Raw genomic sequence first — 19,483 nt, 5'->3', positions numbered from 1 at the left:
AGGAAGGATGAAAACGGTATTGATCACCGGTTTTGAGCCGTTTGGCGGCGAAAAGATTAACCCCTCCTGGGAAGTGGTGTCGCGCCTCGACAACGCAATTATCCGCGGATGTCGCGTGGTTGCGCGCCAGTTACCCTGCGTGTTTGGCGAATCGCTCAGCGTACTGAATGCGGCGATTGACGCGCTCTCTCCGGCGCTGGTGCTGGCGGTTGGTCAGGCCGGGGGGCGTTCGGATATCACCGTTGAGCGCGTGGCGATCAACGTCGATGATGCCCGCATCGCGGATAATAAAGGCCAGCAGCCAGTGGATATGCCGATAGTGATCGACGGTCCGGCGGCCTGGTTTAGCACGCTGCCGATCAAAGCGATGGTGAGCGCGATGCGTGAGGCGGGCGTGCCAGCGTCGGTATCGCAAACTGCCGGCACCTTTGTCTGCAACCATGTCATGTACGGGCTGCTGCATAAATTAAGCGGCCTGTCGGATGTGAAGGGCGGATTTATTCATATCCCTTATCTACCGCAGCAGGCGGCGGCGCATCCTGGCGCGCCCAGCATGGCGGCGGAAACGGTACGTCAGGCACTGGAAATCGCCATTGAGACCGCGCTACAGGTCGAAAAGGATCTTGTGGTGACGGGCGGCGCAACCCACTAACACTATCGATAAGGACAGTATCATGCCTGAAGGCCCGGAGATCCGCCGCGCGGCGGATACCCTGGAGGCGGCGATCAAAGGTAAACCGTTGACGGACGTCTGGTTTGCCTTTGCGCAGTTAAAACCCTTTGAATCACAGCTACAAGGGCAGCGAGTGACGGAAATGGAAACGCGCGGTAAAGCGCTGTTGACCCATTTTTCCGACGGCCTGACGTTGTACAGCCACAATCAGCTTTACGGCGTGTGGCGAGTGGTGGACAGCGGTGAAGCGCCGCAGACCACCCGCGTGCTGCGCGTGCGGCTGCAAACGGCGGATAAAGCCATTCTGCTCTACAGCGCCTCGGATATTGAGATGCTGACGCCGGAGCAACTTACTACCCATCCCTTTTTACAGCGCGTTGGCCCGGATGTGCTCGATCCGCGTCTGACGGCTGAAGCGGTAAAAGAACGCCTGCTTTCGCCGCGTTTTCGCAATCGACAATTTGCCGGGCTGCTACTGGATCAGGCATTTCTCGCCGGGCTGGGTAACTACCTGCGCGTCGAGATCCTCTGGCAGGTGGGACTAAACGGCAGTCACAAAGCGAACGCGTTGAATGCGAAACAACTCGACGCGTTATCCCACGCGCTGCTGGATATTCCGCGCCTGTCCTATACCACGCGTGGGCGGGTGGATGAGAATAAACACCATGGCGCGCTGTTTCGCTTTCATGTGTTCCACCGTGACGGTGAAACGTGCGAGCGTTGTGGCGGGATCATTGAAAAAACCACGCTTTCGTCGCGCCCATTTTACTGGTGTCCGCGCTGTCAAAAATAGCGAGCAGTCTGGTCACGCGACGTTTTTAGCGCTGTGATGGCCGTTTTGGCGCGTAGGTGGAAATAAAACGCGCCACCGCCGGGCCGGTCAGCAAGATACTGAACAGGCGCAGGGTTTGCATCGCCATGATCAGCGCCATATCGGCGTTGCTGCCAGCGGCGATCACCGCCACGGTGTCCAGCCCGCCGGGGCTGGTGGCGAGGTAGGCGGTCATAAAATCAATTTGCATGTAATGCGCGAGGCCCCAGGCCATTGCCGCGCAAATCGCCATCAGGGAAAAGATGGAGGCGAGTATTTGCGGCAGGGGGCGCAGCGCCATGAAAAACACCTGTTTATCGAAGCCCAGACCGATGCGCCAGCCAATCGCCATATAGGCAATCGCCAGCAGCCACTCCGGCAGTTCAATCACCATCGTCCCGCTGGTATGCAGCAACGCGCCTGCCAGCATCGGCAGCAACATCGTACCGGACGGGATCCGCAACAGCCGTCCGGCAAGACCCGCAATGGCCGCCAGCAGCAGGGTAGACAGTAAGTTAACGCTCAGCGGCGGAAACCATTCCACCTGCTGGCTGACGGCCTCTGCGCTGTCGCCCAGAATCAGGCGGGTGACCAGCACCGCCGCCCCCGCAACGAACAACACGCGTAAATACTGCATAAATGCCACCAGACGGATGTCCGCGCCATAGTCCTGCGCCATGGCGACCATCGCTGCCGCGCCGCCGGGCGAAGAGCCCCATGCGCCGGTGTTACCCGGCAGCGAACTGTAGCGCACCAGCAGCCAGCCCACTACCGCGCTGGAAAGCAGCGTAACCAGCAGCACCGCCAGGACCATCGGCCAGTGAAGGGCAAGCGTGGTGAGGATGGAGCCGGTAAGGTTTTGCGCAATCATGCAGCCGAGGATCGCCTGGGCGGCGAGGAAGGCGCTACGGGGCAGTTTCAGGGGCATCCCGCGCAGACTAAACACAATGCCTGCCAGCATCGGGCCGAGCAACAGCGCCGCCGGGAGATGAATGTACAGGAACAGCAGGGAAAGAAGTAACGACAAGACAAATAAGGCGCCCCACTGCAAAGATGGCATTCCCTGCTCCTGAATAACGTTTAGCGAAATCTCAGGAAATCATAGAGAAAGTGTGAGCAGATTAAAATAACGCGGGTCAATAAAAGAGGGGATGGTGCGGTTAACAGGCCATCCGGCAGGGGGGAGAGCCGGCGCGCGCTGGCACGCATCCGGCGTGGGGGACGCCGGATGCGTAAAGCATTAACGCTTAATGTCAGACTTAAAATCACGCTGATCGTAGCCGGTATACAGCTGACGAGGACGGGCGATTTTCATGCCTTCGCTGTGCATTTCATTCCAGTGCGCAATCCAGCCGACGGTACGTGCCATCGCGAAGATCACGGTGAACATAGAGGACGGAATCCCCATCGCTTTCAGAATGATACCGGAGTAGAAGTCCACGTTCGGGTAGAGCTTCTTCTCAATGAAGTACGGGTCGTTCAGCGCGATGTGTTCCAGCTCCATGGCCACTTCCAGCAGGTCATCTTTCGTGCCCAGCTCTTTCAGCACTTCATGGCAGGTTTCACGCATTACGGTGGCGCGCGGGTCGTAGTTTTTGTACACGCGGTGGCCGAAGCCCATCAGGCGGAAAGAGTCGTTTTTATCTTTCGCGCGACGAACAAATTCCGGAATGTGTTTAACCGAGCTGATTTCTTCCAGCATTTTCAGGGCCGCTTCGTTCGCGCCGCCGTGTGCCGGTCCCCACAGGGAAGCGATGCCCGCCGCGATACAGGCAAAGGGGTTGGCGCCGGAAGAACCTGCGGTACGAACGGTGGAGGTGGACGCGTTCTGCTCGTGGTCAGCGTGCAGGATCAGGATACGGTCCATTGCACGTTCCAGCACCGGGTTCACTTCATACGTTTCGCACGGCGTAGAGAACATCATATTCAGGAAGTTACCGGAATAGGAGAGGTCGTTACGCGGATAAACGAACGGCTGACCGATCGAATACTTGTAACACATCGCTGCCATCGTCGGCATTTTGGAGAGCAAACGGAAGGCCGCGATTTCGCGGTGGCGCGGATTGTTCACGTCCAGCGAGTCGTGATAGAACGCCGCCAGCGCGCCGGTGATCCCGCACATTACCGCCATGGGATGTGAGTCGCGGCGGAAGGCGTGGAACAGGCGGGTGATCTGCTCGTGGATCATGGTATGACGGGTCACCGTGGTTCTGAACTCGTCGTATTCAGCCTGCGTCGGTTTTTCGCCATACAGCAGGATGTAGCACACTTCCAGGTAGGTGGAGTCGGTGGCCAGCTGATCGATCGGGAAGCCGCGGTGTAACAAAATCCCTTCATCGCCGTCGATGAACGTAATTTTGGATTCGCAGGATGCGGTAGAGGTGAAACCCGGATCAAAAGTGAACATGCCTTTTGAACCCAGACTACGAATATCAATAACGTCCTGACCCAGCGTGCCCTTCAGCACGTCCAGTTCGATAGCAGCATCACCATTGAGGGTGAGTTTTGCCTTTGTATCAGCCATTTACGGTCTCCTTAGCGCCTTATTGCTTGAGACTGCACAGGTGAGATCTGTCTTCTACACATCGTCCTTCACGCGTGCCGCGTTGACGCAGCGGGAATGAGTTTGTGTAAACATAAAATTAACTGTTACCGGTTTGTTATTCGGCTCGCCGCTCTGCGTGAGAGGAGAAAACCAGGGTACAGAGCAATGGGCGCTTGCAGGTAAATCAGTTAACTCATGGTGAAATAGCAACAAATCAACAACTTAGCAATCCGAATTATTCAACCTGTCTATCACTATTAACTGTACTGAAGGGATCGGTCAATATCTTCTTACTGTTACATAACTTATTTGCAGGTTAAAGAGTGACCCCATAACTTTTACGCATTATATGCTTTTTCTGGTGTTGTTTGTAACAACTTTGTTTAATGATTGTCAAATTAGATGATTAAAAATTAAAAAAATGTTGTTATCGTGACGTAGGTCACTGTTCGCGATAAAACCCGACAAACTATATGTAGGTTAATTGTAATGATTTTGTGAACGTCCTATACTGCCGCCAGGTCTCCGGAATACCCTGCAATCCCGAGCCACCCAGCGTTGTAACGTGTCGTTTTAGCATCTGGAAGCAGTGTTTTACATGACGCGCAGTTATAGAAAGGACGCTGTCTGACCCGCACGCAGACCGGAGGAAGGAAATCCCGTCGTCTTTCAGGCTACAGGTGGATGAGCCTCTGTACCCGAAGTCTAAAGGGAATAATAAGAACAGCATGTGGGCGTTATTCATGATAAGAAATGTGAAAAAACAAAGACCTGTCAATCTGGATCTGCAAACGATCCGGTTCCCAATCACGGCGATAGCGTCCATTCTCCATCGCGTTTCCGGCGTGATCACCTTCGTGGCGGTCGGGATTCTGTTGTGGTTATTGGGTACCAGCCTCTCTTCCCCGGAAGGATTCCAGCAGGCGTCCGCCATCATGGGGAGCTTCTTCGTTAAATTTATCATGTGGGGCATTCTCACCGCGCTGGCGTACCACGTGGTGGGCGGCGTGCGTCACATGTTAATGGATTTTGGCTATCTGGAAGAAACATTCGAAGCGGGTCAACGCTCGGCCAAAATCTCTTTCGTTATCACTGTCGTGCTTTCACTTCTCGCAGGAGTCCTCGTATGGTAAGCAACGCCTCCGCATTAGGACGCAATGGCGTACATGACTTCATCCTGGTCCGCGCTACCGCTATCGTTCTGACGTTATACATCATCTACATGGTGGGGTTCTTCGCCACGAGCGGCGACCTGACCTGGGAAGTCTGGACCGGTTTCTTCTCATCGGCCTTCACCAAAGTCTTCACTCTGCTGGCCCTTTTTTCCATCTTGATTCATGCCTGGATCGGCATGTGGCAGGTGTTGACCGACTACGTTAAACCGCTGGCTGTTCGTTTAGGCCTGCAACTGGCTATCGTCGTTGCGCTGGTGGTTTACGTCATTTATGGATTTGTTGTGGTGTGGGGTGTGTAATGAAATTGCCAGTCAGAGAATTTGATGCAGTGGTCATAGGCGCAGGCGGCGCGGGTATGCGTGCGGCGCTGCAAATTTCCCAGAGCGGACAAACCTGTGCGCTGCTCTCTAAAGTCTTTCCAACCCGTTCCCATACCGTTTCCGCGCAGGGCGGCATTACCGTCGCGCTCGGTAATACCCATGAGGATAACTGGGAATGGCACATGTACGACACCGTCAAAGGGTCGGACTACATTGGTGACCAGGACGCGATTGAATATATGTGCAAGACCGGACCGGAAGCGATTCTGGAGCTGGAGCACATGGGGCTGCCTTTTTCCCGTCTTGATGACGGTCGTATCTATCAGCGTCCGTTTGGCGGCCAGTCGAAAAACTTCGGCGGCGAGCAGGCGGCACGTACCGCAGCGGCAGCTGACCGTACCGGCCATGCGCTGCTGCACACGCTGTATCAGCAGAACCTGAAAAACCACACCACCATTTTCTCCGAGTGGTATGCGCTGGATCTGGTGAAGAACGCCGACGGCGCGATCGTGGGTTGTACCGCGCTGTGCATTGAAACCGGTGAAGTGGTTTACTTCAAAGCCCGCGCCACGGTGCTGGCGACCGGCGGCGCAGGCCGTATTTATCAATCCACCACCAACGCCCATATTAATACCGGCGACGGCGTGGGCATGGCGATTCGCGCAGGCGTGCCGGTGCAGGACATGGAAATGTGGCAGTTCCACCCGACCGGTATCGCCGGTGCGGGCGTACTGGTCACCGAAGGTTGCCGCGGCGAAGGCGGCTATCTGCTGAACAAACACGGCGAACGCTTTATGGAGCGTTATGCGCCGAATGCGAAAGACTTGGCGGGTCGCGACGTGGTGGCGCGTTCCATCATGATTGAAATTCGCGAAGGTCGCGGCTGCGACGGTCCGTGGGGGCCGCATGCCAAGCTGAAACTTGATCATCTGGGGAAAGAGGTTCTGGAGTCCCGTCTGCCGGGTATTCTCGAACTTTCCCGTACCTTTGCCCACGTCGACCCGGTGAAAGAGCCGATTCCGGTTATCCCGACCTGCCACTATATGATGGGTGGAATCCCGACCAAAGTGACCGGCCAGGCGCTGACCGTGAACGAGCAGGGCGAAGACGTGGTGATTCCGGGCCTGTTTGCGGTGGGCGAAATCGCCTGCGTCTCCGTACACGGCGCCAACCGTCTGGGCGGCAACTCGCTGCTGGATCTGGTGGTGTTTGGCCGTGCGGCGGGTCTGCATCTGCAGGAGTCTATCGCGGAGCAGGGCGCACTGCGCGATGCGACCGACGACGAAATCGACGCCTCACTGGCGCGCCTGAACCGCTGGAACAATAACCGCGACGGTGAAGATCCGGTCGTGATTCGCAAAGCGCTGCAGGAATGTATGCAGCACAACTTCTCGGTATTCCGTGAAGGCGACGCGATGGCGAAAGGGCTGGAACAACTGAAGGCGATCCGCGAGCGGCTGAAAAACGCCCGTCTGGACGATACTTCCAGCGAGTTCAACACTCAGCGCGTTGAGTGCCTGGAGCTGGATAACCTGATGGAAACTGCCTACGCCACGGCGGTTTCAGCAAACTTCCGTACCGAAAGTCGCGGCGCGCATAGCCGCTTCGACTTCCCGGAGCGTGATGATGAAAACTGGCTGTGCCATTCCCTGTATCTGCCAGAGACGGAGTCCATGACGCGACGTCAGGTCAATATGGAACCGAAACTGCGCCCGGCATTCCCGCCGAAGATTCGTACTTACTAATGCGGAGACAGGACAATGAAACTCGAGTTTTCAATTTATCGCTATAACCCGGATGTTGATGACGCTCCGCGCATGCAGGATTACACCCTGGAAGGCGAAGAAGGGCGCGATATGATGCTGCTGGATGCACTGATGCAGCTGAAAGAAAAAGATCCGAGCCTCTCTTTCCGTCGCTCCTGCCGTGAAGGGGTCTGCGGGTCTGACGGACTGAACATGAACGGCAAAAACGGCCTGGCGTGCATCACGCCCATTTCGGCGCTGAATCAGCCGGGTAAGAAAATTGTCATCCGTCCACTGCCAGGGTTACCGGTGATCCGCGATTTGGTGGTAGACATGGGGCAATTCTACGCACAATATGAGAAGATTAAGCCTTACTTGTTGAATAATGGGCAAAATCCTCCGGCGCGCGAGCATTTGCAGATGCCCGAGCAGCGGGAAAAACTCGATGGGCTGTATGAATGTATTTTGTGTGCGTGCTGCTCAACGTCTTGCCCGTCTTTCTGGTGGAACCCGGATAAGTTCATCGGCCCGGCCGGTCTGTTAGCGGCATACCGCTTCCTGATCGACAGCCGCGATACCGAAACCGACAGCCGCCTGGAAGGAATGAGCGATGCATTCAGCGTATTCCGCTGTCACAGCATCATGAACTGCGTCAGTGTGTGTCCTAAGGGGCTAAACCCGACGCGCGCCATCGGCCATATTAAGTCGATGCTGTTGCAGCGCAGTGCATAACGTGTAAACGCCGGGGAAGCGATTCCCCGGTGATGCAGGAAATCTTTAAAAACCGCTACATTGCAGTACCCGTCATCGAGGCGTACAGGACGAGACAAGGCAGCCAACAACGTCGCAGCCTGAACGCAGAAGATGAATGGCAGTTTTTAAAGGTTCCTTCGCGGGCCAGTAAGAGCTCGCAGGTGAACCCCGGCACGTACACTCGGTGTGCGTGGTAGTTTCTACGGCGAAAGTAAGCATAAAAATGCTTAAGGGATCACGATGCAGAACAGCGCTTTGAAAGCCTGGCTGGACTCTTCTTACCTCTCTGGCGCAAACCAGAGCTGGATAGAACAGCTCTATGAAGACTTCTTAACCGATCCTGACTCTGTGGACGCGAACTGGCGTTCCACGTTCCAGCAGTTGCCTGGTACAGGGGTCAAACCGGATCAATTCCATTCAAAAACGCGTGATTATTTCCGTCGTCTGGCGAAGGATGCCTCACGTTACTCTTCTTCGATTTCCGACCCTGACACCAATGTGAAGCAGGTTAAAGTCCTGCAGCTCATTAACGCTTATCGTTTCCGCGGTCACCAGCATGCGAATCTCGATCCGCTGGGACTGTGGAAGCAAGAAACCGTGGCGGATCTGGATCCTTCCTTCCACGATCTGACCGAGGCCGACTTCCAGGAAAGCTTTAACGTAGGTTCTTTTGCTGGCGGCAAAGAGACGATGAAGCTGGGCGAGTTGCTCTCCGCCCTCAAACAAACTTACTGCGGCCCGATCGGCGCCGAGTACATGCACATCACCAGCACCGAAGAAAAACGCTGGCTGCAACAGCGTATCGAATCCGGACGCGCGGCGTTTAGCGCCGATGAGAAAAAACGTTTCCTGAGCGAACTGACCGCGGCGGAAGGCCTGGAACGTTATCTGGGCGCGAAGTTCCCGGGCGCGAAACGCTTCTCGCTGGAAGGCGGCGACGCGTTAATACCGATGCTGAAAGAGATGATCCGCCATGCGGGCAACAGCGGCACCCGTGAAGTGGTGCTGGGAATGGCCCACCGTGGTCGTCTGAACGTGCTGGTCAACGTGCTGGGTAAAAAACCGCAGGATCTGTTCGACGAATTTGCGGGCAAACATAAAGAACACCTCGGTACCGGTGACGTGAAGTACCACATGGGCTTCTCGTCCGATATTGAAACCGAAGGCGGCCTGGTCCACCTGGCGCTGGCGTTTAACCCGTCTCACCTGGAGATCGTCAGCCCGGTGGTTATCGGTTCCGTGCGGGCGCGTCTGGACAGGCTCGACGAGCCGAGCAGCAACAAAGTGCTGCCGATCACCATTCATGGTGACGCTGCGGTGACCGGGCAGGGCGTGGTTCAGGAAACCCTGAACATGTCGAAAGCGCGGGGATACGAAGTGGGCGGGACCGTTCGCATCGTTATCAACAACCAGGTGGGCTTCACCACCTCTAATCCGCTGGATGCCCGATCCACGCCGTACTGCACCGACATCGGTAAAATGGTGCAGGCGCCGATCTTCCACGTCAACGCGGACGATCCGGAAGCGGTGGCGTTTGTCACCCGTCTGGCGCTGGACTTCCGTAACACCTTTAAACGTGATGTCTTCATCGACCTGGTATGCTACCGCCGTCACGGCCATAACGAAGCCGACGAGCCGAGCGCAACCCAGCCGCTGATGTACCAGAAAATCAAAAAACACCCGACCCCGCGTAAGATCTACGCCGACAAACTGGAAGCCGACAACGTCGCCACGCTGGAAGACGCGACCGAAATGGTCAACCTTTACCGTGACGCGCTGGACGCCGGTGAATGCGTGGTGAAAGAGTGGCGTCCGATGAACATGCACTCCTTTACCTGGTCGCCGTACCTCAACCACGAGTGGGACGAAGCGTACCCGAACAAGGTGGAGATGAAGCGTCTGCAGGAGCTGGCGAAACGCATCAGTACGGTGCCGGAAGCGGTTGAGATGCAGTCCCGCGTGGCCAAAATTTACGCTGACCGCCAGGCGATGGCGGCGGGCGAGAAACTGTTCGACTGGGGCGGCGCGGAAAATCTGGCTTACGCCACGCTGGTTGATGAAGGTATCCCGGTACGCCTGTCCGGCGAAGACTCCGGTCGCGGCACCTTCTTCCACCGCCACGCGGTGATTCATAATCAGTCTAACGGTTCAACCTACACCCCGCTGCAGCATGTGCATAACGGCCAGGGCAGCTTCCGGGTATGGGACTCCGTTCTGTCTGAAGAAGCGGTACTGGCGTTTGAATACGGTTACGCCACGGCGGAACCGCGTACCCTGACGATCTGGGAAGCGCAGTTCGGTGACTTCGCCAACGGCGCGCAGGTGGTGATTGACCAGTTCATCTCCTCCGGCGAACAGAAGTGGGGCCGCATGTGCGGGCTGGTGATGCTGCTGCCGCACGGTTACGAAGGCCAGGGGCCGGAGCACTCCTCCGCGCGACTGGAGCGTTATCTGCAGCTTTGCGCCGAGCAGAACATGCAGGTTTGCGTGCCGTCCACCCCGGCTCAGGTGTACCACATGCTGCGTCGTCAGGCGCTGCGCGGTATGCGCCGTCCGCTGGTGGTCATGTCGCCGAAATCGCTGCTGCGTCATCCGCTGGCGGTTTCCAGCCTGGATGAGCTGGCCAACGGCACCTTCCTGCCGGCCATTGGCGAAATTGATGATATCGATCCGAAAGGCGTGAAGCGCGTGGTGATGTGTTCTGGTAAGGTTTATTACGACCTGCTGGAACAGCGCCGTAAGAACGATCAGAAAGATGTCGCCATTGTGCGCATCGAACAGCTTTATCCGTTCCCGCATCAGGCGATGCAGGACGTGCTGAAACAGTACGCTCACGTACATGATTTTGTCTGGTGTCAGGAAGAGCCGCTCAACCAGGGCGCCTGGTACTGCAGCCAGCATCATTTCCGTGAAGTGATTCCATTTGGGTCCGCCCTGCGTTATGCAGGTCGCCCGGCCTCCGCCTCTCCGGCGGTAGGGTATATGTCCGTTCACCAGAAGCAGCAACAAGATCTGGTTAATGACGCGCTGAACGTCGATTAAATAAAGGATAAATAATGAGTAGCGTAGATATTCTTGTTCCCGACCTGCCTGAGTCCGTAGCGGACGCGACCGTCGCCACCTGGCACAAAAAACCAGGCGATGCCGTAGTTCGTGACGAAGTGCTGGTCGAAATCGAAACTGACAAAGTGGTACTGGAAGTACCGGCATCAGCGGACGGCATTCTGGATGCGGTTCTGGAAGACGAAGGCACTACCGTGACCTCTCGCCAGATCCTGGGTCGCCTGCGTGAAGGCAACAGCGCCGGTAAAGAAACCAGCGCGAAATCCGAAGAGAAAGCGTCCACCCCGGCGCAGCGCCAGCAGGCGTCTCTGGAAGAGCAAAACAACGATGCGCTCAGCCCGGCGATCCGTCGCCTGCTGGCCGAACACAACCTGGATGCCAGCGCCATTAAAGGCACCGGCGTCGGTGGCCGCATCACCCGTGAAGATGTAGAAAAACATCTGGCGAAAGCGCCGGCGAAAGAAGCGTCCAACGCACCCGCTGCGGCTGCGGCGGCACAGCCAGCGCTTGGCGCTCGCAGTGAAAAACGCGTCCCGATGACCCGACTGCGCAAGCGCGTGGCCGAGCGTCTGCTGGAAGCGAAAAACTCCACCGCGATGCTGACCACCTTCAACGAAGTCAACATGAAGCCAATCATGGATCTGCGTAAGCAGTACGGCGAAGCGTTCGAGAAACGTCACGGTATCCGTCTGGGTTTCATGTCCTTCTATGTGAAGGCGGTGGTTGAAGCGCTGAAGCGTTATCCGGAAGTGAATGCGTCTATCGACGGCGACGACGTGGTGTATCACAACTATTTCGACGTGAGCATGGCGGTGTCTACGCCGCGTGGCCTGGTGACGCCCGTCCTGCGTGACGTGGATACGTTGGGCATGGCTGACATCGAGAAGAAAATTAAAGAGCTGGCCGTCAAAGGCCGTGACGGCAAGCTGACGGTAGAAGACCTGACCGGCGGTAACTTTACCATCACCAACGGTGGTGTGTTCGGTTCCCTGATGTCCACCCCGATCATCAACCCGCCGCAGAGCGCGATCCTCGGGATGCACGCCATTAAAGATCGTCCGATGGCGGTGGAGGGCAAGGTTGAAATCCTGCCAATGATGTACCTGGCGCTGTCTTACGATCACCGCCTGATCGACGGCCGCGAATCCGTGGGCTTCCTGGTGGCGATTAAAGAGCTGCTGGAAGATCCAACGCGTCTGCTGCTGGACGTATAGTCATTTTTTAGCGTCACCTGCCCCGTAGGCCGGATAAGCGTAGCGCCGTCCGGCAAAGATACCGCTCTGGTCTACGGGTTTAAAGATAACGATTACCTGAAGGATGGACAGAACACATGAACTTACATGAATATCAGGCAAAACAACTTTTTGCCCGCTATGGCTTACCGGCGCCGGTGGGTTATGCCTGTACTACTCCGCGCCAGGCTGAAGAAGCGGCATCGAAAATCGGTGCCGGTCCGTGGGTAGTAAAATGTCAGGTTCACGCTGGTGGCCGTGGTAAAGCGGGCGGTGTGAAGGTCGTTAACAGCAAAGAAGAGATTCGCGCGTTTGCTGAACACTGGCTGGGCAAACGCCTGGTGACCTACCAGACAGATGCGAACGGCCAGCCGGTTAACCAGATTCTGGTTGAAGCGGCGACCGATATCGACAAAGAATTGTATCTGGGCGCGGTTGTTGACCGCAGCTCCCGTCGCGTGGTCTTTATGGCCTCTACCGAAGGCGGCGTGGAAATTGAAAAAGTGGCGGAAGAAACCCCGCACCTGATCCATAAAGTGGCGCTCGATCCGCTGACCGGACCGATGCCGTATCAGGGACGCGAGCTGGCGTTCAAACTGGGTCTGGAAGGCAAACTGGTGCAGCAGTTCACCCGGATCTTCATGGGCCTGGCGACCATTTTCCTGGAGCGCGATCTGGCGCTGATCGAAATTAACCCGCTGGTTATCACCAAACAAGGCGATCTGATCTGCCTCGACGGCAAGCTGGGCGCTGACGGCAATGCGCTGTTCCGCCAGCCGGATCTGCGCGAAATGCGCGACCAGTCGCAGGAAGATCCGCGCGAAGCGCAGGCTGCGCAGTGGGAACTGAACTACGTGGCGCTGGACGGCAATATCGGCTGTATGGTGAACGGCGCGGGTCTGGCGATGGGCACCATGGACATCGTTAAGCTGCACGGCGGCGAACCGGCGAACTTCCTCGACGTGGGCGGCGGCGCGACCAAAGAGCGCGTGACCGAAGCGTTCAAAATTATTCTCTCTGACGACAACGTGAAAGCCGTGCTGGTTAACATCTTCGGCGGTATTGTCCGTTGCGACCTGATCGCAGACGGTATTATCGGCGCGGTGGAAGAAGTGGGCGTTAACGTGCCGGTGGTTGTGCGTCTGGAAGGCAACAACGCCGAACTCGGCGCGAAGAAACTGGCTGACAGCGGCCTGAATATTATTGCAGCGAAAAGTCTGACGGATGCAGCTCAGCAGGTTGTTGCCGCAGTGGAGGGGAAATAATGTCTGTTTTAATCGATAAAAACACCAAGGTTATCTGTCAGGGCTTCACCGGTAGCCAGGGGACGTTCCACTCCGAACAGGCGATCGCTTACGGTACGCAAATGGTTGGCGGCGTCACGCCAGGTAAAGGCGGCACCACCCATCTGGGCCTGCCGGTGTTCAACACCGTGCGTGAAGCGGTAGAAGCAACAGGCGCGACTGCCTCTGTGATCTACGTTCCGGCTCCGTTCTGTAAAGATTCCATTCTGGAAGCGATCGACGCGGGCATTAAGCTGATTATCACCATCACCGAAGGTATCCCAACGCTGGATATGCTGACCGTGAAGGTGAAGCTGGACGAAGCGGGCGTGCGCATGATCGGGCCGAACTGCCCGGGCGTGATCACCCCAGGCGAATGCAAGATCGGCATCATGCCGGGCCACATCCATAAGCCGGGTAAAGTGGGTATCGTTTCCCGTTCCGGTACGCTGACCTATGAAGCGGTTAAGCAGACCACCGATTACGGCTTCGGCCAGTCCACCTGCGTGGGCATCGGCGGCGACCCGATCCCGGGCTCTAACTTCATCGACATCCTGAAGCTGTTCCAGGAAGATCCGCAGACCGAAGCGATCGTGATGATCGGTGAGATCGGCGGCAGCGCGGAAGAAGAAGCGGCTGCGTACATCAAAGATCACGTCACCAAGCCGGTAGTGGGCTATATCGCCGGTGTGACCGCGCCGAAAGGCAAGCGTATGGGTCACGCAGGCGCCATTATCGCCGGGGGGAAAGGTACGGCTGATGAGAAATTCGCAGCCCTGGAAGCCGCAGGCGTGAAAACGGTTCGCAGCCTGGCCGATATCGGCGAAGCGCTGAAAGCTGTCATTAAGTAAAAGCAATAAAACAGCCTAACCCCTGCATTTACCCGTGATGCAGGGGAAAGGGCTGGTCCATTTTCGACATGGTTGGCCATCTGATGATGGCCTTTTTTTTGCCTGTCTGTTTGCCGGATGGCGCTGGCGTTTATCCGCCTACGGGGAGTGTTGACTTGCCAGGTTATGCGCTTTCCGCCAGTGTTTTCAGCCAACGGATCCCGCTTTCCGGAGAGGTCATCACCGGGACGGGCGGCGACGGAAGCTGTTGCAGAACGCGCGCCATCGACGCTTGCGCCAGCATAACCACATCAGCCTGTTTATACGCGCTGTGCAATCCTTCGCTGACGATGCGATCGTGGGTTTCCATATCGCCCGCCAGCAGGGCATGGAAGGCCTCTTCCATCAATATCGGCGTCACGGTGCATTGCTTACCACTGGCCTGTACTTTGCGCTGCACATACTCCAGCGTCGGTTTCATGGTCGTGGCGACGGTGGCCAGCACGGCAATATTCTCACCCAGGCTAATGGCTTGTTCCACCATCGCGCAGTCGATACGCGCAAGCTGCAGCGGCGTCATAAACTGACACTGTTCAACCGCCGTGCCAATGGACGAACAGGCGGTGATGAGAATCTCACAATCCGCTTTTTCGGCTATGTGGACGTAGTCGGCAATGCGTGCCGCAATGTTCGGTGTCACGCCTCCGGCCTTCATCACCTGCTTAATCATCGACTCTTCGACCAGGTGCATTACGTCCGCTTCTGGCATGATGTCGCCGATCAGTTGCTGCATCATGGCGAGCGTGGCGGAACTGGTGTGAAGCATAGCGATCTTTTTCATTCTGCGATCTCCTTGAGCAAACATTCGGCAACGGCCATGGCCGCATCGTGATCTTCCTGGGCGGACAGTCCACCAATCGCAACGGCCCCCACGCATTTACCGTTGTGAAGAATCGGTACGCCGCCGGGCAGGGCGGTAAATCGTGGGTCAGCAAAGTAGCTGATATCCAGTGACTCATCTTGCAGACGTTGCAAAAACGCCTGAGTTGTGCAACCTAAACGGCTGCTGGTGCGTGCTTTGCGCTGCGTCAGCTCAATGGTCAACAGTTTGGCGTTATCCATACGGGCAAAGCTCAGTAACTCGCCGTGAGCGTCGCATACCGCCACGCTGAGCGGACGTTGCGCATAACGGGTGTCGGTGAGATCGAGCGCGCTATCTACCGCACGTCGTGCCTGTTGCAGGGTTAAAGTCATCATGGTGAGTTATCCTTTTGACAGAGGTTCTGATACCGGCTGAGCAGGCGAACACTCGCTCTGGGCCTGCGCCTGTCGGGCATCCTTTTTGCGCCAGTAGTTAGCCAGCAGCGAGCCGCTGACGTTGCCAAGCGGCGTCATGACCGCAGAGGCGAGACCAACGGTGGCCAGTTTTCCCATCGCGGCGGCAAGACCTGATGCCATCCCGCCGTTTTGCAGGCCGACTTCGAAGGCTACCGTCCGGGCGGACTGAACATCCATGCGGAAGATCCAGCGGCTCATCAAATAGCCAATCAGGAAGCCGCCGAGGTTGTGCATCAGCATGGCGAAGCAGAGCAAGAAACCGACCTGAACCAGGTTGTCGCGCCCGGCCGCCGCTGCCGTAGTGGTGAAGAAAATGATGCCCATCATCGAGATGGTCGGCATGATCTTCTTGACGCCGGCCACGCGTCCATACAGCCAGTTATAGAACAGCGCCCAGATGATCCCGCCTGCCACAAAGTTCAGCACCACCGCATACATTTGCGCGTCGGCGCTGGCGCTGCCAAACAGCGTGTCCCAGCCGCCGGCAAGCATATACAGCAGCCAGATGGCGCTGATCCCGGCCAGCGTTTGCACGGTACGACGCCCCTGCACGCCGGCATAGGTTTTCAGGTAGTCATGTAAAATCGCCGCGCCAATTGGGATCAACACGATTTTCACGACGTCCATCACCATCGCCGTAAGCTGGATGTCGATCATTGAACCCGCCAGCAGATTCACCCACAGCGGAGTCATGACCGTCGCCGCCAGCGTCGAGACGGCGGCGATCGAGACCGCCAGCGCCAGGTTGGCGTTGGCGATATACACCATGACGGTGGAGGAGAGTCCGCTGGGACAGGAACCAATCAGCAGAATCCCCACCGCCACTTCCGGCGGAAAGTTAAAGATCAGCGTGATGCTCAGGCCGAGCAGAGGCATGATGACGAAATGACAGAAGGTGCCGATAAACACCGCCCAGGGCATTTTAGCGACGTCGATAAAGTCCTGAATCGTGAGTTTGGTGCCCATACTGAACATGGTCGCCTGGATCACTAAAAAGACGATCCATTTATGGGTGATGTTGAATCCGCCCCAGACGATCAGATCGGTTGACCAGGTCATCGCCGCGACAAAGCCGGCAATGATCCACAGGGTAAACTGGTAGCTGCGAAGATTTGTCCAGTAGCCCGCGCCTGCCGCGAAGCCTGTCGTCAGCATCACCAGCCCCGGCTGCCAGAGGGCGGGAGACTGCATCAGCGCGCCAATTGCCGCCAGGGCGCCACCGACGATGCAGACGCCCAGTCCGGTTTTGTGAATAACGGTTGTGATAGTCATGGTGAAATGTCCTTTCTCTCGCTATTACTGCCGTGGTGGAATAGCTAACATTTGCCGCGCAATATCCGGCGTGGCGACCTTTTTATCCATACTGCGAATAAGCGTGGCGAGTTTTGCAACCTGCTGATAATTATGCTGAGCTTTCTCTTCGGCGCTTAAATAATAGCTGTCTTCAAAACCAATTCTTACTTCACTGGCGCCCATGCCGACCGCTGCCGCAATAATATCGAAATTCTTGCGGCCAAAATGGGTAATTCCCCATAAGGCGTCGCGAGGGATCATACTGCGCAAGGCAATTAACGCATCAACTGTCGCGGGTGAACTTCCACGGTGTCCGAGGACGATATTAAATAACATCGGTTTCTTGAACGGTATTTTTTCTTTCAGCGCCAGAATGTTATTAATCATGCCAATTTCGAAAACTTCAAATTCAGGAATAATGGAACGTTGGGTTATTTGTTGCGAACAATATTCGACGTCCGGTCCGGGATTAAAGTATACGGCATCGCCGAGGTTAACGGAGCCGACGTTCAGCGACGCCATTTCGACACCGGGACAGTCCAGTGGCGCGCAGCGCTCGGCAATCGACATGGCGGAGACGCCACCGGTTGAGGCCTGAATAATCAGGTCGGAATGGCGCATGACGTGGTCGATCGTCGCCTGAAAATCGGTGGTGTCCGGCGTCAGGCGCCCCTGCTTATCGCGAACGTGTAAATGCACGATGGCTGCACCATGTTCGACGCTTGCCAGTATTTCCTGCGCCAGTTCTTCAGGTATAACTCTGGGGCAATCCGCGGCAACGGGTGCCAGCGAAATAATAACAGTATCCGACATGTGTTCCTCCGGTTTTCCGGTACAGAGATATTAAAATTATAAGTACGGTGTTATCCAACGTAACGATTCGGGCCCTGGTGTTGACGGTTTATATTCACAACCTATCCAGCCCTGATAGCCTGTTTGCTTAATAAATTCAAAAAGCCATGTTTCATTTAATTCTCCCGTTCCCGGTTCATGGCGACCGGGTACAGAAGCAATCTGAAAGTGTTTAATGAACGGTAAATAATGTTCAATAAGATGCGTAACATTACCGTGTATTTTTTGGCAGTGGTAAATATCAAACTGTAAGCCGATATTTTTTCTGTTCACTTCGCGAATAAGACGTTCAGCCAGTGGAAAGCTATCGACAAAATAACCAGGCATATCGTCCGGGTTCAACGGTTCAATCAACACGTCGATATCGGCCCCGACCATGACGTCGCAGGCGATACGCAGTCGGTCGGTTAATTGCTCATACTGGGCGTTGGCGGAAAGTCCAGCCACGCGCAATCCGGCCATGACGTGCACCTTGCGACAGCCCAGTGCCGTGGCGTAATCGCGGGCAATCAGCAGACTACGATGAAATTCCTCGTCACTGCCTGGCAGGGAGGCCAGTCCGCGTTCACCGGCTTGCCAGTTACCCGCCGGCGCATTCATCAGCGCCACCGGCAGGCCGGTTTCCCGTTGCGCCGCCAGCAGCACCTCCAGCGGATGCTGCCACAGAAACAGCCCTTCAACGCCGTGAAAACCCGCCGCCTTTGCGGACTGAAAGCGCTCCGCAATGGGACGTTCGCAAAACAGCCAGTCGAGGTTAGCCGCTAACTTCAGCATGATGCGTTCCCTCCCGGCAATCCACCAGGTGTAGTTTCACGCCCTGGCTGGCAATAGTATCCTGCGCTACGTCGGGCAACCGGTTGTCCGAAATAATGTCGGTCAGTTGATCCAGCGAGCAGATGTGGAACATTCCGTATTTGCCAAATTTACTGCTGTCGCAGACCAGCACCCGACGGCGAGAGACGGTGAGCACCGCCTCTTTCACCGAGGCTTTGCCTTCACTGGGGGTCGACATTCCACGTTCGGTATCCCACGAGGACGAACTGAGAAACGCCACGTCGATGTTTATCGTGCGCAGAAAACTGGCGGCGCTTTTCCCAAGGCATGAGCGGTTGCGCTGATCCACCAGTCCGCCGGTGTGATACAGCGTGATGTGCGGCATATCCATCAGGTAGTGGCTGATGGAAAAATCGTTCGTCACCACCGTCAGGTTGAAGCAGTGGCTGGCGGCGACGGCTTTCGCCACTTCAAACAACGACGTTCCCGCATCGAGATACAGCGTTTGCCCTGGCTCTATCAGCATCGCGGCAAGTTGCCCCATCCGTCGCTTCACGTCATGATGCAGCTCAGCCTTTTCCCGCCACGGTAGCTCCGATTTCAGCAGATTGTTGAGTTTCACCCCGCCATTGATCGAGATAACTTTGCCTTCTTCTTCCAGCAACTGAATATCGCGGCGCACGGTCATGTGCGACACGCTCATCAGATCCGCCAGCTCATTAAACGAGGCAACGTTTTTTTCATGCACGTAGCGGTAGATAAAATCACGTCGTTGTTCGGGGATCATCCTCTCACC

18 protein-coding genes are annotated in these 19,483 nt (G+C 56.3%); 10 read left to right on the top strand and 8 right to left on the bottom strand.

All coding sequences use genetic code 11. The annotated features are described in order from the left end of the window. Positions 1 to 7 precede the first annotated feature (7 nt). Positions 8 to 652 carry a pyroglutamyl-peptidase I gene (pcp, locus tag CSE01S_RS05445; RefSeq protein ID WP_042285367.1) on the top strand — a complete coding sequence of 215 codons (645 nt, stop codon included), beginning with the start codon at positions 8 to 10 and terminating at the stop codon, positions 650 to 652. A 22-nt stretch (positions 653 to 674) separates the two neighbouring features. Beyond that, positions 675 to 1,466 carry an endonuclease VIII gene (nei, locus tag CSE01S_RS05440; protein ID WP_042285364.1) on the top strand — a complete coding sequence of 264 codons (792 nt, stop codon included), beginning with the start codon at positions 675 to 677 and terminating at the stop codon, positions 1,464 to 1,466. Positions 1,467 to 1,491: 25 nt separating this feature from the next. On the opposite strand, the gene CSE01S_RS05435 is transcribed toward nei, so the two are convergent. Beyond that, positions 1,492 to 2,544: an AbrB family transcriptional regulator gene (locus tag CSE01S_RS05435; protein ID WP_042285362.1), complete on the bottom strand. Its 1,053-nt coding sequence runs from the start codon at positions 2,542 to 2,544 to the stop codon at positions 1,492 to 1,494. Positions 2,545 to 2,724: 180 nt separating this feature from the next. Further along, positions 2,725 to 4,008 (bottom strand): citrate synthase, encoded by a 1,284-nt coding sequence (locus CSE01S_RS05430; protein ID WP_042285358.1) that lies wholly within the window; start codon positions 4,006 to 4,008, stop codon positions 2,725 to 2,727. A gap of 749 nt (positions 4,009 to 4,757) precedes the next feature. Between CSE01S_RS05430 and sdhC the strand changes: the two genes are divergently transcribed. The 8 genes from sdhC (at position 4,758) to sucD (ending at position 14,451) form a co-directional block, all read left to right on the top strand. Beyond that, a complete protein-coding gene (gene sdhC / locus CSE01S_RS05420) occupies positions 4,758 to 5,162 on the top strand; it encodes a succinate dehydrogenase cytochrome b556 subunit (protein WP_042286197.1) in 405 nt (134 codons plus the stop codon). Beyond that, positions 5,156 to 5,503, top strand: a complete 348-nt coding sequence (gene sdhD, locus CSE01S_RS05415) for a succinate dehydrogenase membrane anchor subunit (RefSeq protein ID WP_042285355.1) — start codon at positions 5,156 to 5,158, stop codon at positions 5,501 to 5,503. The genes sdhC and sdhD overlap by 7 nt, the downstream gene beginning before the upstream one ends. After that, positions 5,503 to 7,269, top strand: coding sequence for a succinate dehydrogenase flavoprotein subunit (gene sdhA / locus CSE01S_RS05410; RefSeq protein ID WP_042285351.1), 1,767 nt, complete (start codon positions 5,503 to 5,505; stop codon positions 7,267 to 7,269). Before sdhD ends, sdhA begins: the two co-directional genes overlap by 1 nt. Positions 7,270 to 7,284: 15 nt before the next feature. After that, entirely contained in the window at positions 7,285 to 8,001 is a 717-nt protein-coding gene (sdhB, locus tag CSE01S_RS05405; RefSeq protein ID WP_042285348.1) for a succinate dehydrogenase iron-sulfur subunit SdhB, read from the top strand. 261 nt (positions 8,002 to 8,262) lie between these two features. Then, entirely contained in the window at positions 8,263 to 11,064 is a 2,802-nt protein-coding gene (gene sucA, locus CSE01S_RS05400; RefSeq protein ID WP_042285345.1) for a 2-oxoglutarate dehydrogenase E1 component, read from the top strand. Positions 11,065 to 11,078: 14 nt separating this feature from the next. Continuing rightward, complete coding sequence (gene odhB, locus CSE01S_RS05395; RefSeq protein ID WP_042285342.1) at positions 11,079 to 12,299, top strand: 2-oxoglutarate dehydrogenase complex dihydrolipoyllysine-residue succinyltransferase; 1,221 nt, start codon at positions 11,079 to 11,081, stop codon at positions 12,297 to 12,299. 116 nt (positions 12,300 to 12,415) lie between these two features. Continuing rightward, positions 12,416 to 13,582, top strand: coding sequence for an ADP-forming succinate--CoA ligase subunit beta (sucC, locus tag CSE01S_RS05390; protein WP_042285338.1), 1,167 nt, complete (start codon positions 12,416 to 12,418; stop codon positions 13,580 to 13,582). Further along, the gene (sucD, locus tag CSE01S_RS05385; protein ID WP_042285336.1) at positions 13,582 to 14,451 is read left to right on the top strand and encodes a succinate--CoA ligase subunit alpha; all 870 of its coding nucleotides are present in this window, start codon (positions 13,582 to 13,584) and stop codon (positions 14,449 to 14,451) included. The genes sucC and sucD overlap by 1 nt, the downstream gene beginning before the upstream one ends. A gap of 163 nt (positions 14,452 to 14,614) precedes the next feature. Here the strand turns inward: sucD and CSE01S_RS05380 are convergent, their stop codons facing one another. From CSE01S_RS05380 to CSE01S_RS05355, 6 genes are read right to left on the bottom strand one after another with little or no spacing between them, the layout of a single operon-like run. Then, positions 14,615 to 15,271, bottom strand: coding sequence for an aspartate/glutamate racemase family protein (locus tag CSE01S_RS05380; protein WP_042285333.1), 657 nt, complete (start codon positions 15,269 to 15,271; stop codon positions 14,615 to 14,617). Then, the gene (locus CSE01S_RS05375; protein WP_042285329.1) at positions 15,268 to 15,687 is read right to left on the bottom strand and encodes a GlcG/HbpS family heme-binding protein; all 420 of its coding nucleotides are present in this window, start codon (positions 15,685 to 15,687) and stop codon (positions 15,268 to 15,270) included. The genes CSE01S_RS05380 and CSE01S_RS05375 overlap by 4 nt, the downstream gene beginning before the upstream one ends. Positions 15,688 to 15,693: 6 nt before the next feature. Continuing rightward, entirely contained in the window at positions 15,694 to 17,040 is a 1,347-nt protein-coding gene (locus CSE01S_RS05370) for a bile acid:sodium symporter family protein (protein WP_042285327.1), read from the bottom strand. A gap of 24 nt (positions 17,041 to 17,064) precedes the next feature. After that, positions 17,065 to 17,874, bottom strand: a complete 810-nt coding sequence (locus CSE01S_RS05365) for a beta-keto acid cleavage family enzyme (RefSeq protein ID WP_042285324.1) — start codon at positions 17,872 to 17,874, stop codon at positions 17,065 to 17,067. 36 nt (positions 17,875 to 17,910) lie between these two features. Beyond that, positions 17,911 to 18,687 carry a hydroxypyruvate isomerase family protein gene (locus CSE01S_RS05360; RefSeq protein WP_042285321.1) on the bottom strand — a complete coding sequence of 259 codons (777 nt, stop codon included), beginning with the start codon at positions 18,685 to 18,687 and terminating at the stop codon, positions 17,911 to 17,913. Beyond that, positions 18,668 to 19,474, bottom strand: a complete 807-nt coding sequence (locus CSE01S_RS05355) for a DeoR/GlpR family DNA-binding transcription regulator (protein WP_042285318.1) — start codon at positions 19,472 to 19,474, stop codon at positions 18,668 to 18,670. Before CSE01S_RS05355 ends, CSE01S_RS05360 begins: the two co-directional genes overlap by 20 nt. Positions 19,475 to 19,483 lie beyond the last annotated feature (9 nt).

Origin of the sequence: Citrobacter sedlakii NBRC 105722, from assembly GCF_000759835.1 — a bacterium.
In the GTDB taxonomy this organism is placed as follows: Bacteria; Pseudomonadota; Gammaproteobacteria; order Enterobacterales; family Enterobacteriaceae; genus Citrobacter_A; species Citrobacter_A sedlakii.
The sequence above is the reverse complement of the archived record's forward strand: the minus strand, read 5'-3'. Positions and strand labels throughout refer to the sequence as shown.